14 protein-coding genes are annotated in these 15,936 nt (G+C 67.9%); 10 read left to right on the forward strand and 4 right to left on the reverse strand.

All coding sequences use genetic code 11. The annotated features are described in order from the left end of the window. Nucleotides 1-161: 161 nt before the first annotated feature. The 5 genes from ASE58_RS05005 (at nt 162) to ASE58_RS05025 (ending at nt 8,608) form a co-directional block, all read left to right on the forward strand. Nucleotides 162-989: an IclR family transcriptional regulator gene (locus tag ASE58_RS05005; RefSeq protein WP_082457031.1), complete on the forward strand. Its 828-nt coding sequence runs from the start codon at nt 162-164 to the stop codon at nt 987-989. 133 nt (nt 990-1,122) lie between these two features. Continuing rightward, complete coding sequence (locus tag ASE58_RS05010) at nt 1,123-2,406, forward strand: L-fuconate dehydratase (RefSeq protein ID WP_055819503.1); 1,284 nt, start codon at nt 1,123-1,125, stop codon at nt 2,404-2,406. A gap of 272 nt (nt 2,407-2,678) precedes the next feature. Next, nucleotides 2,679-3,887, forward strand: a complete 1,209-nt coding sequence (locus ASE58_RS05015; protein WP_443024637.1) for an efflux RND transporter periplasmic adaptor subunit — start codon at nt 2,679-2,681, stop codon at nt 3,885-3,887. A gap of 3 nt (nt 3,888-3,890) precedes the next feature. After that, nucleotides 3,891-7,082 carry an efflux RND transporter permease subunit gene (locus tag ASE58_RS05020; protein ID WP_055818444.1) on the forward strand — a complete coding sequence of 1,064 codons (3,192 nt, stop codon included), beginning with the start codon at nt 3,891-3,893 and terminating at the stop codon, nt 7,080-7,082. Then, complete coding sequence (locus tag ASE58_RS05025; protein WP_055818447.1) at nt 7,079-8,608, forward strand: efflux transporter outer membrane subunit; 1,530 nt, start codon at nt 7,079-7,081, stop codon at nt 8,606-8,608. The genes ASE58_RS05020 and ASE58_RS05025 overlap by 4 nt, the downstream gene beginning before the upstream one ends. Before the next feature lie 91 nt (nt 8,609-8,699). Here the strand turns inward: ASE58_RS05025 and ASE58_RS05030 are convergent, their stop codons facing one another. Together ASE58_RS05030 and ASE58_RS05035 are read right to left on the reverse strand one after the other, a co-directional pair. Beyond that, nucleotides 8,700-9,146: a hypothetical protein gene (locus ASE58_RS05030; RefSeq protein ID WP_055818449.1), complete on the reverse strand. Its 447-nt coding sequence runs from the start codon at nt 9,144-9,146 to the stop codon at nt 8,700-8,702. 49 nt (nt 9,147-9,195) lie between these two features. Next, a complete protein-coding gene (locus ASE58_RS05035; protein ID WP_055818451.1) occupies nt 9,196-9,909 on the reverse strand; it encodes a hypothetical protein in 714 nt (237 codons plus the stop codon). A gap of 125 nt (nt 9,910-10,034) precedes the next feature. On the opposite strand from ASE58_RS05035, the gene ASE58_RS05040 reads away from it, so the two are divergent. Both ASE58_RS05040 and rarD read left to right on the forward strand, forming a co-directional pair. Beyond that, on the forward strand, nt 10,035-10,256 hold the full coding sequence (locus ASE58_RS05040; RefSeq protein WP_055818453.1) for a hypothetical protein: 222 nt from the start codon (nt 10,035-10,037) through the stop codon (nt 10,254-10,256). 5 nt (nt 10,257-10,261) lie between these two features. Continuing rightward, complete coding sequence (gene rarD / locus ASE58_RS05045) at nt 10,262-11,167, forward strand: EamA family transporter RarD (RefSeq protein WP_055818455.1); 906 nt, start codon at nt 10,262-10,264, stop codon at nt 11,165-11,167. Here rarD and ASE58_RS05050 read toward each other — a convergent pair. Together ASE58_RS05050 and ASE58_RS05055 are read right to left on the reverse strand one after the other, a co-directional pair. Further along, complete coding sequence (locus ASE58_RS05050; protein ID WP_055759309.1) at nt 11,164-11,730, reverse strand: glycine zipper 2TM domain-containing protein; 567 nt, start codon at nt 11,728-11,730, stop codon at nt 11,164-11,166. The genes rarD and ASE58_RS05050 overlap by 4 nt on opposite strands. Nucleotides 11,731-11,823: 93 nt before the next feature. Next, entirely contained in the window at nt 11,824-12,648 is an 825-nt protein-coding gene (locus ASE58_RS05055; RefSeq protein WP_055818458.1) for a class I mannose-6-phosphate isomerase, read from the reverse strand. Nucleotides 12,649-12,743: 95 nt separating this feature from the next. Here ASE58_RS05055 and ASE58_RS05060 point away from each other — a divergent pair, with 95 nt between their 5' ends. The 3 genes from ASE58_RS05060 to ASE58_RS05070 all read left to right on the forward strand — a co-directional run bounded on the left by ASE58_RS05060 (nt 12,744) and on the right by ASE58_RS05070 (nt 15,931). After that, entirely contained in the window at nt 12,744-13,700 is a 957-nt protein-coding gene (locus ASE58_RS05060) for an outer membrane protein assembly factor BamD (RefSeq protein ID WP_055758576.1), read from the forward strand. 255 nt (nt 13,701-13,955) lie between these two features. After that, nucleotides 13,956-15,620, forward strand: coding sequence for a DNA repair protein RecN (gene recN, locus ASE58_RS05065; protein WP_055819506.1), 1,665 nt, complete (start codon nt 13,956-13,958; stop codon nt 15,618-15,620). After that, nucleotides 15,617-15,931 (forward strand): hypothetical protein, encoded by a 315-nt coding sequence (locus ASE58_RS05070; protein WP_055818460.1) that lies wholly within the window; start codon nt 15,617-15,619, stop codon nt 15,929-15,931. Before recN ends, ASE58_RS05070 begins: the two co-directional genes overlap by 4 nt. Nucleotides 15,932-15,936 lie beyond the last annotated feature (5 nt).

Raw genomic sequence — 15,936 nt, forward strand, 5'->3', positions numbered from 1 at the left:
GGGGCAGGAACTCCGGTTTACGACGACTCGATGCGGTAGCGTAATATGATACAACATACCACTGCCTTTGTGCGGCGCAGCGGCGGGTGGAGCCGGCACTGCCGGACCGGGCGCCGGGCATCGGGTTGCAAGCCCTTGCTTTTCCGGCGAAGGTCGCGCCCATGACGCGCCAGACCCCCGCACCGCCCGCCGAACCCGTTGCCGATGCCGAAGGTGCCGACGTTGCCGATGACCGCCGCTACCGCGCGCCTGCGCTGGAAAAGGGGCTGGATATCCTCGAGCTGCTGGCCGGGGTCACCGCGCCGCTGACGCTGACGCAGATCGTGCAGCGGCTGGGCCGGTCGCATGGCGAATTGTTCCGCATGGTTCAGGTGCTGGAATATCGCGGCTATCTGACGACCGAGGCGGGGGGCGACGGCTATACGCTTAGCGACCGGCTGTTCTCGCTCGGCATGAACCAGCCGCGCACGCGCTATCTGATCGAGGTCGCGTTGCCCGAAATGCGGCAGCTCGCGCAGGAAACCGGTCAGTCGTGCCACGTCGCGGTCCATACCATGGGCGACATGGCGGTGATCGCACGGATGGAATCGGCCGACCAGCTCGGCTTCTCGGTGCGGGTCGGCTATCGTAGGCCGCTGTTGCAGGCGGCGTCGGGCGTCGTCCTCTACGCCTTTCAGCCCGACGACGTGCGCGCGCGCTGGGAAGCGATGCTCGATCCCGTGCCGACGCCCGAAGCGCTGGCGGCGTTCCGCGCCCATGCCGAAGAGGTGCGCGCGACGGGCATCGAACGCATCCCCAGCCGCTTTGTCAGCGGCGTCACCGACCTGTCGGCCCCGATCCTGCGCGGGCGCGGCGCGGCGGCGGCGCTGACCATGCCCTATCTGTCGAAGCTGGGCGAGGTCGACAGCATCGACGCGGCGGCAGCGGCGGTGCAGGCGGCGGCGCGGCGCATTTCGGACCAGCTGGTCGACGACGACCATCATCCGTGAAGTATACGCGGCGACCCGCGCTTTGCGGTTGCAAGAAAAATCCTGTTCAAATATGAAAACGTCACGGCGTCGGGGTTGACGACCGGAACGGGGCGGATCGATCATGTACGGGCGGCCCGCATGGGGGCTGCGCATGACGATCATCACCCGGCTATCGGTGCACGACATCCGGTTTCCGACCTCCGCCTTTCTGGACGGATCGGACGCCATGAATCCGGAACCGGATTATTCGGCGGCCTATTGCATCCTCGAAACCGATTCGCCGGACCTTGAAGGGCACGGCCTGACCTTCACCATCGGGCGCGGCAACGACCTGTGCTGCGCGGCGATCGCGACGCTGGCGCTGCTGGTCGAGGGGCTGTCGCTCGACGAGATCCGTCGCGACGGGGCGGGGTTCTGGCGGCGGATCACCGGCGACAGCCAGCTGCGCTGGGTCGGCCCGGAAAAGGGGATCATCCACCTCGCCACCGGCGCGGTCGTCAACGCGGTGTGGGACCTGCTGGCGAAGGCGGCGGGCCTGCCGCTGTGGGACTATATCGGATCGATGAGCCCGGCGGAGATCGTCGGCCTGATCGATTTCCGCTACATGACCGACTGCATCACCCCCGACGAAGCGCTCGCGCTGCTGGAGGAGCGGGCGATCGGCAAGGGCGAACGGCGCACCACGCTGCTGGCGGAGGGTTATCCTGCCTACACCACCTCGCCCGGCTGGCTCGGCTATTCGGATGAAAAGCTGGTGCGGCTGTGCAAGGAAGCGGTGGCCGACGGCTTTACGCACATCAAGCTGAAGGTCGGTGGCGATCCCGAAAACGATCGCCGCCGCGTGGCGCTGGCGCGCGAGACGGTCGGGCCGGACATCGACCTGATGATCGACGCGAACCAGGTGTGGGAGGTCGATCAGGCGATCGCCCGCGTCAACGACCTCGCCTTCGCCCGCCCGCGCTTCATCGAGGAACCGACCTCGCCCGACGACGTCGAGGGGCACCGGGCCATTCGCGAAGGTGTGCGTCCGGTACAGGTCGCCACCGGCGAGATGTGCCAGAACCGCATCGTCTTCAAACAGTTCATCATGCGCCACGCCCTCGACGTGGTGCAGATCGATGCCTGTCGCCTGGGCGGCGTGAACGAGGTGCTGGCGGTGTTGCTGATGGCCGCGAAATATCACCTCGCCGTCTGGCCGCATGCCGGCGGCGTCGGCCTGTGCGAATATGTCCAGCACCTGTCGATGATCGACTATCTGTGCTTTTCGGGCGTGAAGCACGAACGCGCGGCCGAATTCGTCGATCACCTCCACGAACACTTCCTCGACCCGTGCGTGGTCGAAAACGGCGCGTACCGCGCGCCGTCGCGGCCGGGCTATTCGATCGAGATGAAGCCGGAATCGCGCGAGGCGCATCGCTGGACCGGTGGTCGCTGAACGGTTTCAAAAGCCCTTCATCGTCACCCCGGGCTTGACCCGGGGTCCCGCTTCTCGACCACGCCTGAAGAAGAAGCGGGACCCCGGATCAAGTCCGGGGTGACGAGATGGCGGTTCGGACGCATCTCTGCGAAACCCGCGACAATTTGCGACAACCTTCGCATTGCGCCATTCGATGCGACGCGTATGAAATCGGCACCGAAACTTATCGATGCGCTGGCAGTTATGCGTCGGCGCATTCGCGCCGTTTTCCTGTGCAAAGGTTGCCGCCCTTGATCCGATCCGCGTCGCCGCGCGTCCGCCCGCTATGGTTCCTGCCCGCATTGCTCGCGCTGTCCGCCTGTGGCGGCGGTGAGGAAAAGGCGACGAAGAACGGGCGCGGCAATCAGGGGCCGGCACAGGTCGGCTTCGTCGTGGTGCAACCGACCAGCGTCGCCCAGACCGCCGACCTTGCCGCGCGCGTCGTGGCCTTTCAACAGTCGGAGGTCCGCCCGCAGGTCGCCGGCATCATCCGCAAGCGCTATTTTACCGAAGGCACGCTGGTCCGCGCCGGGCAGACGCTCTACCAGATCGATCCGCGCCTCTATCGCGCGCAGGCCAACGAAGCGGTCGCCAACCTCAACAGCGCCCGCGCCAATGCAGAGGCGACGCGCGTCCGCGCCGATCGCTACCGCCCGCTAGCAGAGATCGAGGCGGTCAGCCGCCAGGACTATACCGACGCCGCCGCCCAGGCGCGGCAAGCCGCCGCCGCCGTCGAACAGAGCCGCGCGCAGCTGGAGACGGCGCGCGTGAACCTGTCCTTCACGAACGTCCCCGCGCCGATCACCGGCCGCATCGGGCGCAGCTATTTTACCGAAGGCGCGCTGGTCACCAGCAACCAGACCGATCCGCTGGCGGTGATCCAGCGGCTCGACCCGATCTTCGTCGATATCCAGCAATCCGCCGCCGACCTGCTGGCGCTGCGCCGCGAACTCGCCAGCGGCGGGGTGGTGCCGGCCTCGGCCGCCGTCCGCCTGCGGCTGGAGGATGGCAGCGACTTCGGCCAGACCGGCAGGGTCGAATTTGCCGAGGTGATGGTCAATGCCCAGACCGGCACCGTCACGCTGCGCGCCCGCTTCCCCAATCCGCAGGGCATCCTGTTGCCCGGCATGTTCGTCCGCGCGCAATTCGCGCAGGCGATCGACCAGCAGGCGATTCTGGTCCCGCAACAGGCGGTGAGCCGCGATCCCAAGGGGCAGGCGACCGTCTTCGTCGTCGGGCCGAACGACACCGCGGTGCAAAAGAAGATTCAGGCCGACCGCACCCAGGGCGATTTCTGGGTCGTGACCGGCGGCCTCAATCCGGGCGACAAGGTGATTACGCAGGGGACCGCGAACCTGAAGCCCAATGCGAAGATCAAGCCGGTGCCGGCGAACACGCCGCAACGCATCGCGCCCAAGCCCGCGGGTGACAAGGCCGCCACGCCACAGAAGGCGGGATAAGCGATGTCGCGCATCTTTATCGACCGCCCGATCTTTGCGTGGGTGATCGCGATCATCGTGATGCTGGGCGGCCTCGGCGCGATCCTATCGCTGCCAATCGCGCAATATCCCGACGTCGCCCCGCCACAGGTCAATATCCGCGCGACCTATCCGGGCGCCAATGCGGAAACGATCCAGAATTCGGTGACGCAGATCATCGAACAGCAGCTGACCGGCATCGACGGCCTGCTCTATTTCAGCTCGCAGAGCAGCTCGCGCGGGCAGGTGACGATCAGCGCGACCTTCGACAAGGGCACCGACGCCGACATCGCGCAGGTGCAGGTGCAGAACCAGGTGCAGCAGGCGCTGTCGCGACTGCCGCAACAGGTGCAGCAGCAGGGCATCCGCGTCACGAAGTCGAACCCCGACTTCCTGATGATCGTCGGTATCTTCGACCAGACCGACCAGCGCACCAATGGCGACGTGTCGGACTTCATGGAGGCGAACCTCGTCGAACCGCTCGCGCGGATCAACGGCGTCGGCGAAACCAACGTGTTCGGGTCGCAATATGCGATGCGCATCTGGCTCGACCCGGCCCGGCTTGCCTCTTTCTCGCTGATCCCCGGCGATGTCGTCACCGCGATCCAGGCGCAGAATACCGAAGTCGCCGCCGGCGAACTGGGCGGCCTGCCCAGCGGCCCCGAACAGCAGCTGAACGCGACCGTCACCGCGCAGTCGCGCCTGCAAACGCCGGCACAGTTCAAGGCGATCATCCTCAAGACGCTGCCCGACGGGTCGACCGTCCGCCTGTCGGACGTCGCTCGGGTCGAACTGGGGCAGGAAAACTATTCGGCGCTCAGCCGGGTCAACGCCCATCCCGGCGCCGGCCTCGCCATCAGCCTGGCCCCCGGTGCCGACGCGCTGGAAACCGCCGAACTGGTGAAGGCGGAGGTCGAGCGCCAGTCGGCCAAGTTCCCCGCCGGCCTCACCTATGCCTATGCCAACGACACCACCGCCTTCATCAAGCTGTCGATCGAGGAAGTGGTCAAGACGCTGATCGAGGCGGTGATCCTCGTCGTCATCGTCATGTTCGTGTTCCTGCAAAGCTGGCGCGCGACCTTGGTCCCGACGATCGCCGTGCCGGTCGTGCTGCTCGGCACGTTCGGCGTCTTCTATCTCTTCGGCTTCTCGATCAACACGCTGACGCTGTTCGGCCTCGTCCTCGCCATCGGCCTGCTGGTCGATGACGCGATCGTCGTCGTGGAGAATGTCGAGCGGCTGCTCGAGGAAAATCCCGACATGTCGCCGCGCGAGGCGACGATCCAGTCGATGAAGGAAATCCAGGTCGCGCTGATCGCGATCGGGATCGTGCTGTCGGCGGTGTTCCTGCCGATGGCGTTCTTCGGCGGGTCGACCGGCGTCATCTATCGCCAGTTCTCGGTGACGATCGTCGCGGCGATGGTGCTGTCGGTGCTGGTCGCGCTGATCCTGTCGCCCGCCCTCACCGCGACGCTGCTGAAGCAGAAGAAGCGCGGCGAGGACGGCAGCCTGGAGGGCGGCTGGCTGGAGCGGAAATTCCCGCGCGTCGCCCATGTCGGCGAACGGCTGCGGAACGGCTTCAACCGCAATTTCGACAAGGGCGTCGACAAATACGAACGCGGCGTCATCCATGTCATCGACCGCAAATGGCTGTACCTAATGCTTTATGCGGCGATCCTTGCCATCCTCGCGCTGCTGTTCTTCCGCCTGCCGACCAGCTTCCTGCCGACCGAGGATCAGGGCGCGGCCTCGATCCGGTTCCAGCTGCCCGCCGGTGCGACCCGTGGCCGCACCGAAGCGGTGCAGCGCGAGGTCGAGAAATATTTCCTGACCTATGAAAAGGACAATGTCCGTACCCTGCTGGTCGTCGCCGGCGGTGGCGGCGGTGCCTCGGGGCAGAATACGGGGCAGGGGTTCATCAACTTCACCGACTGGTCCGAACGTCCGGGCAAGGACAATGGCGCCGACGCCATCGTCGCGCGGGCATCGGCCGCCTTCCGGGGTTTCCGCGATGCGCAGGTCTTCGCGCTGCTGCCACCCGCCGTGCGCGGGCTGGGGCAGGCGAACGGCTTCACCATGGAACTGCAGAACGCCAGCGGGATGAGCGCAGCGGAGTTTGCCGAGGCGCGCGACAAGCTGCTCGCCGCCGCCAATGCCGATCCGATGCTGACCGGCGTGCGCCTGTCCGAACTGCCCGATATCGGCACGCTGAACGTCGATATCGACCAGCAGCGGCTCTCCACGCTGGGGCTCAGCCAGAACGACGTGAACAACACGTTGTCGACCGCGTGGGGCGGGCGCTACGTCAACGACTTCATCGATCGCGGCCGGGTGAAGCGCGTGTTCGTGCAGGGCGACGCCCCGTATCGCAGCGCGCCGTCCAACCTGTCGCAATGGTTCGTGCGCGGATCGGATGGGCAGATGGTGCCCTTCTCCTCCTTCGCCCGTACCGGCTGGACCGTCGCGCCAACCACCCTCTCGCGGTTCCAGGGCCTGCCTTCGTTCGAGTTCCAGGGGCAGGCGGCAGCGGGCGTCAGTTCGGGTGAGGCGATGAACCGCATCGCCGAGCTTGCCGGACAGATTCCGGGCACCAGCGTCGCATGGGCCGGGCTGTCGTTTCAGGAACGGCTGTCGTCGGGACAGGCGCCACTCCTCTACGGCCTGTCGATCCTCGTCGTTTTCCTGTGTCTTGCCGCGCTGTATGAAAGCTGGTCGATCCCGATTGCGGTGCTGCTGGTCATCCCGCTCGGCCTGATCGGCGCGATCGCGTTCGTGACGCTGCGCGGCCTCGAAAACGACGTCTATCTCCAGATCGGGCTGCTCACCACCATGGGCTTGGCCGCCAAGAACGCGATCCTGATGATCGAGTTCGCCGAGCAGGCCGAGAAGAAGGGCGCACGCGTCATCGACGCCGCGCTGGAGGCGGCACGCATCCGCCTGCGCCCGATCCTGATGACGTCGCTCGCCTTCATCTTCGGCGTGCTGCCCCTGGCCATCTCGACCGGGGCCGGCGCCAACAGCCGCATCGCCATTGGCACGGCGGTGATCGGCGGCATGTTCACTGCGACCGTGCTGGCGATCTTCTACATCCCGCTGTTCTTCGTGCTGGTCCGGCGCGGGGTGCGCGACGGCCTCGCCAAGCTCCGGCACAAGCCGACCAAGGAGGCCGAAGCATGAAGCGGCTGACGATCCCGCTTATCGCCGCCTTGCTGGCGGGCTGTTCGATGACCCCGGCCTATGAACGGCCAACCGCTGTCGTGCCGCCTTCCTGGCCGGTGGGTGACGCCTATCTGCGGCAGAGCGAGGCAAGCCTGCCCGCGCTGACCTTCGAACAGGTGTTCACCGCGCCCGGCCTGCGCACGCTGGTCGGACAGGCGCTGGTCAACAACCGCGACCTGCGCATCGCCGCCGCCAACATCCGCGCGGCGCGCGCGCAATATCGCATCCAGCGCGCCGACCTGTTCCCACAGGTCGATGCCTCCGCCCGCTACAGCTATCGCGGCACCGGCAGCAACGGGACGACGACGATCCCGACGACCGGTGGTGGCACCGGCACCGGCGGTACCGGCAATGGTGGAACCGGCACCGGCGGCACGGTCGTCACCAGCAGCCGCTCGCCCAGCAGCTTCTCGCTCGATCTCGGCGCGACCGCGTTCGAACTCGACCTGTTCGGCCGCATCCGCTCACTGACCGAGGCCGAACAGAACCGCTATTTCGCCACCGAAGCCGGCGCCCGCGCCACCCGCCTGACCCTGGTCGGCGACATTGCCGAGGCATGGGCCAGCTATGGCGCCGACCGCAGCCTGATGACCGTGGCCGAGGCGACCGCCGCCAGCGCCCGGCGCAGCGTCACGCTGACCCGCGCCCGGCTGCAGGGCGGCATCGCCCCGCGCACCGATCTGCGCCAGGCCGAACAGATCCTCGCCACCGCCGAGAGCGACTTGGCCGAACAGCGCACGCAGCTGGCGCAGGATATCAACGCGCTGCAACTGCTGGTCGGGGCTCCGGTCGATCCCCGGCTGCTGCCCGTATCGATCGACGCGGCGCTGCCGACCATCGCCGACCTGCCGGCCGGTATCGATTCGTCGATCCTGCTGCGCCGCCCCGACGTGGTGCAGGCGGAATATGAGCTGCTGGCCGCCAACGCCGATATCGGCGCTGCGCGCGCGGCGCTGTTCCCGCGCCTGTCGCTGACCGGGCTGGTCGGCTTTGCCAGTGACGCGCTGCGCACCTTGTTCACCGGCGGCGCGTTCAACTATTCGGTCGCGCCCTCGCTCAGCTACCCGATCTTCCGCGCCGGGGCGGGGCGGGCAGGGGTGGAGGCGAGCAAGGCCCAGCGCGACGTTCTGCTCGCCACCTATGAACGCACGATTCAGTCGGCGTTCCGCGACGTCGCCGACGCGCTGGCGCGGCAGGGAACGATCGCCGAACAGACCCGCGCCGAACGCACCAACCTGCTGGCGGCGCAGGACACGTTCCGCCTGACCGAAGCACGCTACCGGGGCGGCATCGACACCTTCCTCACCAGCCTCGATGCGCAGCGCAGCTACTACAGCGCGCAGCGGCGTCTGGTCGCGACGCAGCTGGTCGCGGCGACGAACCGCGTGACGCTGTACCGGTCCCTGGGCGGCGATTCGCTGTTGGAGGTCGGGCCGACTGGCCCGGTGCCAGTGACGCCGCAGGCCTCAAGCCCGGCTCCCTGACCGTGCCCCCGCGCAGGCGGGGGCCCAGGGTCAAGAACGCGGAAGTCGGTTTGCCGGGCTCTGGACCCCCGCCTGCGCGGGGGCACGGCCTTCAAGCGACCGCCAGCCCAACCCCCGCCGGCTCATCATCATTCGCCGCCTTGCGCGCGATCCGCGCCGCCCGCGTCCGTCGCGCCCGCCCGCGCGGCAACACCCGCGCCACCCACAGCTTCAACGACACCCCCCGCACCGCGCCGGCCACCGCCAGCGCCGCCAGCATCGCATCGAGATACGCCGCGACATCGACCGTCAGCAGCACCCCGGCCAGTTCGGGCGACCCCATCGCCGACACGATAATCATGTCGCCGCCCATCCACAGCACCGTGCCCGCCGCCGCCGACAGGATCAGGAACAACAGCCAGTGTCCAGGCGTCAGCGAAGCGAACCGCCGGGCGACCGGCACGACCAGCAACCCGGCCAGCACCCGCGAAACCGGCACATCCGGCCACCGCCGCAGCACGACGATACAGGCAACGAACACAGCGGCGACGATCAGCATATGTTTCCCCTCCGCAACGACATGGGGAGCCGGGCGCCAGGCGTAAAGATCAGCCCCCGTCGACGATCAGGTCGACCGACGTGCCCCGGCCCTCGGGCGACAGGAACACGGCATAGGCGGCATTGCCGCGCGTGCCGCCCAGCACATGCTGCTCGCCCTCCGCCTGATGCTCGGCCGAATAGCCGCCCTTCTTCGCCCGGGTGTAATACCAGTCGACCATGCGATCGACCGGCTGGGCGATGGTGAAGCTGACCACCCGCATCCGGCAGCCATCGGCATCGGTCCCTGCCGCTTCGGACAGGCGCGCATCGGGGTGCAGCGCAAAGGCGGCGGGCAGGCGGTTGGCCCATGCCGCGCTATAGCCGACCTTGGCCGCGCATTGCCGGTTGCCGCCCTTCTGCACCGCCGCCAGTTCCCCCAGCGTCAGCGCCTCGCGCCCGCCCTTGCACGACGGACAGGCACCAGCCTTGGGCGCCGATTCGAGCGATTCGGATTTGGCCGCGCTGCCCGATGCGACACCCGCGGCGGGGGCGGCGGCGCTGTATGGCTTGTCGGCCGGCTTGACCGCGCCATTGCCCGATTGCCCGGTCAGGCTGGGGTCGACCATGATCTGGTCCTGCAACGCCGCCGTCACCGCCGGGTCGCCGGCATTGCCGCGCAGCAGTTCGGCATCCAGCGCCTCGACATTGTTCGCGGGCGGCGCGCCCTGGTTGCACGCACCCAGCAGCGCCAGCGGCACCAGGATCGAAACGGCACGAATCATCGGCGACGCACTCCCGCGAAGTCAGGTCCGCGCGACGGTATCGCCGGCGGGTTAAGATTCCACCGTAACGGAAAAATGGCCGATCGCCATTGCCCGGCGCGCCTGCCGGGGCCATGTCGTGTCCCATGTTGAACATCGTCTCGATCCTGATCGGTCTCGTCGCGCTGGTGATCGCGATCCCCGCGCTCATCCCCATCGTCTCGCTGATGAACTGGATCGCCTTTCCAATCGCGCTGGTCGGCTTCGTCGTCGGGCTGCTGTCGTGGAAGAATACCGGCCGCAACCTGAACCTCGTGATCCTCATCATCGCGGGCCTGCGCCTCTTCCTGACCGGCGGCCTGATCTAACCGGGATGGCGGACGAAGCGGCGGATCGGCGGGGGCTGGCGTTCGGCGTCGGTGCCTATGTGCTGTGGGGGTTGCTGCCCCTGTATTTCCGGCTGCTGGGGCCGATCGACGCGGGTGAGATCGTGGCCCAGCGCGTGCTGTGGTCGGCGCTGCTGGTCGCGGTCCTCGTCGTGGCGGTCGGGCGGGGCAGCCAGCTGCGCGCGGCCTTCGCCAACCGCCGGGCGCTCGCCAACCTCGTCGCCAGCGCCGCGTTCATCGCGATCAACTGGCTGGTCTATGTCTGGGCGGTGCTGCACGGCGAAGTGCTGGCCGCCAGCCTCGCCTATTTCCTCAACCCGCTGCTGAACGTGCTGCTCGGCGTCGTGCTGCTCGGCGAACGGATGAACCGCACACAGGCGGCGGCGGTGGCGCTGGCCGGGGCGGGGGTGGCGCTGTTCGCGCTTGGGTCGTCATGGATCGCGCTGGGCATCAGCCTCAGCCTCGCGATCAGCTTCGCGCTCTACGGCCTGATCCGTAAGACGGTATCGGTCGGTGCGCTCGAAGGATTGATGGTCGAAACGACGCTGCTCGCGCCGATCGCACTCGGCTATCTGCTGTTCCTGTCGGGCAAGCAGCCGCTGGCGTTCGATCAGGGGGCGGGGATGGCCGGGCTGCTGGTGCTGGCCGGGGCAGTCACCACCGCGCCGCTGCTGTTGTTCGCCGCGGCCGCGCGCCGGTTGCGGCTGGCGACGATGGGGATGCTGCAGTTCCTGGCGCCGTCGCTCCAGTTCCTGCTCGCCATCCTGGTCTTCGGCGAAACGCTGACGCCGGTGCGGATGGGGTGTTTCGCCCTCATCTGGGCGGGGCTCGCCGTCTATATCATCGGCGGACGCAAGCCGGGGCGGCGCGAGGCCGCCCCGAACCGGGCTTAACGGCAGACCACCTGGCCCCGGTCGATCGACCGGCCGAGCAGCGCACCGGCACCACCGCCGAGCAGCGTACCCAGCAGGCGCGAATCGCCGCCGGCAATCACATTGCCCAGCACGCCGCCACCCAGGCCACCGACGATCAGGCCGGTCGTGCCGTCGCTGCGGCGGCAATAATAGCGGCTGTCCTGCCCGCGATAGATGCGGTCGTTACGGGTCAGCCGGCGCGGCTGGTAATAGCGGCCGTCGCGATAATAGCGGTCGGCGAAGTACCGGTTCTGCTGCCCCGGTTCGAACCGGTTGTAGTTATAGTTGCGATAGCTCCGCCAGTCGCGCTGGTCGCGGCGCAGGTCGCGGCGGGCATCGTTCACATCGCGGCGATATTCGCGGTCGGCCCGGCGCACATCGCGGGGGCTGTCGGCATTGCGCAGGTCGCGGCGATAATCGCGGCGGGCATCGCGCACTTCGTCGCGATATTCCTGGCGCGGGGTCTGCGCCATCGCCGGGGCGGCGGCGATCGTCGGCAGGGTCACGGCCGCAACCAGCGCGGCAAGGATCGGGGTACGCATCGTCTTCACTCCTATCCAGAGGATGGGCAGTAGAACGACGCGTACCCTTATCCAGTTGCGTGAACGGAAAACTACCTTCCGTTCATTTTCACGTCAGGCGTATTGTTCGCCCGGATAGGCGAACAACAGGTCGGCGTCGTCGCTCGCCTCGACTTGCACGTCACCTTCGAACGTCAGGCAATCGCCGGCGGCCCATTGCGTACCGTCCGCCGTTCCATTGCCGGTGACCGGAACGAACCAGCCCTTGACCCCGGCCGGAACTGTCACGCTGCGCGCACCGCCGGTCCAGCGTTCCAGCACGAATTTCGGCCCGTTGACCAGGATCGTGCGATCGTCGCTGACCTTGCCCGGCGCTTCGGGTGCGACGAACGGCCGCGCGTCCGACACGGCGACACCGTCGTCCAGATGCAGCTCGCGCGGGCGGCCATAATCGTACAGCCGGTACGTGGTTTCCGAATTCTGCTGGATCTCGATCAGCGTGATGCCCGCGCCGATAGCATGGACCGTGCCCGACTTCGCATAAAAGAAATCGCCCGCTTTCACCGGCTTCCAGTCGAGCTTCTGCTCGATCGACCCATCGAGCGCCGCATCGCGCAGCTGTTCGGCGGTCATCGGTTCCAGAGTGCCGAGCGCGATCGTCGAATCGGCTTCGGCGGCCAGCAGCGTCCAGCATTCGTCCTTGCCGCGCGGCAGGCCGCGTGCCTGTGCCTGGCGGTCGTCGGGATGGACCTGCACCGACAGTTTTTCCGACGTGAACAGATATTTGACCAGCAGGTCGGGCGTGTCGTCGCCCGGCGCCTTGTACCAGATTTCGCCGACCGGATCGGCATCGGCGGGCTGGTCGGCGAATCCGAAGCCCAGGGTATGGCGACCCCACGGCTTTTCGACACGGTGCATTTCGAGCTTGGTGACGGGCATGGGTTACGCTCCGGAACGTCGTTGAACGGGTCCGCGTGCTCATGCGCGAAAGGGACTGTTCGCGCTACCCCTGTGGCAGTAGAAGCATCGCCCATATGCGTACCCTATCGACCCGCGCGTCTGCGCTCATCCTCGTCGCCATCGCCGGTCTCGGCCTCTCCGGCTGTGCCCGTGGCGGTGCCGGTGCGGGCCGCGACCTGCCCTATGTCGCCCGCGACGTGGGCACGCTGTATTCCGCCGCGAAGGACCGGCTCGACCGCCACCAGTACAAGGTCGCCGCCGCGCTGTTCGACGAAGTGGAGCGCCAGCACCCCTATTCGGTCTGGGCCCGCCGCGCGCAGCTGATGGGCGCGTTCAGCTATTATCTCGACGCCGACTATACGAAGGCGATTGCCGGCGCGCAGCGTTTCCTGTCGGTCCATCCCGGCAACCGCGACGCGCCCTATGCCTATTACCTGATCGCGCTCAGCTATTACGAACAGATCAGCGACGTGACGCGCGACCAGAAGATCACGATGCAGGCGATGGACGCGCTTGGCGAACTCTCGCGCCGCTATCCCAACACGCCCTATGCCGCCGATGCCCGGCTGAAGCTCGATCTGGTCCGCGATCACTTGGCGGGCAAGGAAATGGAGATCGGCCGCTTCTATCAGCAGCGCGGCCAGTGGCTCGCCGCCTCGATGCGCTTCCGCTCGGTCGTCGATCAGTATCAGACGACGACCCATGCACCCGAAGCGCTGATGCGCCTGACCGAAACCTATCTGGCGCTGGGCGTGCCGGCAGAGGCCAAGAAGTCGGCGGCGGTGCTGGGCGCCAACTATCCGGGCACCGACTGGTACAAGCGCGCCTACGACCTCATCAACGACAAGTCGCCCCCGCCGCCAAAGCCGATCCCGGTGAAATACGCGCCGCCCGCGCCGCCGCCCTCGGGCACCGTGACGGTCGAACCGGGCGACGATCCCACCCCTGCGCCCAAGACGCCGCCGGCGGTGACCCCGTCGCCGACCGGCCCGACGACGGGTGGCACGACCACGGGTTCGACGGGGAACTGATACCCCATCGTCATTCCTGCGCAGGCGGGAATGACGATCGCATCCCACAAACGTCACCCCGGGCTCGACCCGAGGTCCCGCTTCTTCTTCCTTTTCGCCGGCCGGTGAAAGCGGCACCTCGTATCAAGTCCGGGGTGTCGAAGAAGCATGGCGACCGCCGAACACCGACGGATCGAACCCCCACGCCATCCGTTCCCCCGCGATGCCGCACGAAGCCATTTGTTCTTGCGCTGTTCCGCGGCTATGGAGGGCGCGATGCTGACGGCGCTTTCCATCCGTGACGTGGTGCTGATCGAGGCGCTCGACCTCGATTTCGCCGCTGGTCTGGGCGTGTTGACCGGGGAAACCGGCGCGGGAAAATCGATCCTGCTCGACGCGCTGGGCCTCGCGCTTGGCGCACGTGGCGACACCGCGCTGGTCCGCCACGGTGCGAAACAGGCCGCCGTGACCGCGATCTTCGCTGCCCCTGCGCCCGACAGCCCGGTCGCGCGGCTGTTCGACGATAACGGCCTCGACCTCGAACCCGGCGAACCGCTCATCATCCGCCGCATCGTGAAGGCCGATGGCGGCAGCCGCGGCTTCGTCAACGATCAGCCGGCCTCCGCCGGGCTTCTCCGCGACCTTGCCCCGCATCTGGTCGAAATCCACGGCCAGCACGACGATCGCGGCCTGCTCAATCCGCGCGGCCACCGCAGCCTGCTCGACGGGTTCGGCCGAATCGACACTGCGTCGCTGTCGCGCGCCTATCGCGACTGGCGCACCGCCGAAGCGGCGCTGGGCGCCGCGCTGGCCGAGATCGAGGTGGCGCAGCGCGACCGCGAATGGCTGGAACATGCCGTCGCCGAACTGACGGCACTCGCCCCCGAATCGGGCGAGGAAGAGACACTGGCCGAACGCCGCCGTTCGATGCAGCGCGCCGAGAAGGTCGCCGATGATCTGACGCAGGTCGAGGAACGACTCGACGGCCCGAACGGCGCATTGTCGGCGCTCCGCCAGGCCGCCCGCGCGCTCGAACGCATCGCCGACGCGCATCCCGCGCTGACCGAATCGCTGGCGGCGGTCGACCGCGCGCTGGTCGAAGCCGAAGCCGCCGAGACCGCCTTGCGTGACGCGACCGACGCACTGGCCTTCGACGCCGGCGCGCTGGAGGACGATGAATCCCGCCTGTTCGCGCTGCGGGCGATGGCACGCAAGCACCGCGTCCAGCCCGATGACCTCGCCACCCTCGCCGAAGATCTCGCCGCGCGACTCGCATTGCTCGAATCGGGTGAAGCGGGCCTCGGCAAGCTGGAGGCGACCGTGACCAAGGCACGCACCGCCTATGCCAAGGAAGCCGATCGCGTCCACGCCGCCCGCGTCGAAGCCGCCGCGCGACTCGACGCGGCGGTGGCGGGCGAACTCGCCCCGCTGAAGCTCGACGCCGCGCGGTTCCGCACCATCGTCGCCGAACTGGACGACGGGCAATGGTCGTCGTCGGGCCGCGACCGGGTGGAATTCGAGATTTCGACGAACCCCGGCGCGCCCTTCGCGCCGCTCGCCAAGATTGCGTCGGGCGGCGAACTCTCTCGCTTCATCCTGGCGCTGAAGGTGGCCTTGGCCGAAGAGGGCGGGGCGGCAACCATGATCTTCGACGAAATCGATCGCGGCGTCGGCGGCGCGGTCGCCTCCGCAATCGGCGACCGGCTCCACCGCCTGTCGCGCGCCACGCAGCTGCTGGTCGTCACCCACAGCCCGCAGGTCGCGGCACGCGGCGACCGCCACCTGCTGATCGCCAAGGCGCATGATGGCACCGTCACCCGCACCGGCGTCCGCCCCCTGACCAGCGACGAACGCCGCGAGGAAATCGCCCGGATGCTCTCGGGCGCGGAAATCACCGACGAGGCACGGGCGCAGGCACGGCGGCTGATCGAACCGGCATGACCGACCCGCCACGCACGCCCGATGGCCGCTATATCGTGGTCGACGGCACGCTGTGGCGCGCGACCCGGCCCGACTTGGGCGAGGCGGAGCGCGACCGGCTGGTCCACGCCCTGATGGACGCCCGCCGCGCAGTAGGCGCAGGCAAGCGCGCCGCCGACGACGCGGCGGTCGCGAAGGCGCGCAAGGCAGTCGATGCGGCAAAGGTGGGCCTCGGCGAACGCGGCCCCGTCTGGTGGGACGACGGCGCGCCTGACTATAATCGGCACAAGGTAGCGAACACGCCCTATACCGACTGGTGGGCGGGGCGGTAGATCGC

It is taken from the genome of Sphingomonas sp. Leaf9 (assembly GCF_001421355.1).
In the GTDB taxonomy this organism is placed as follows: Bacteria; Pseudomonadota; Alphaproteobacteria; order Sphingomonadales; family Sphingomonadaceae; genus Sphingomonas.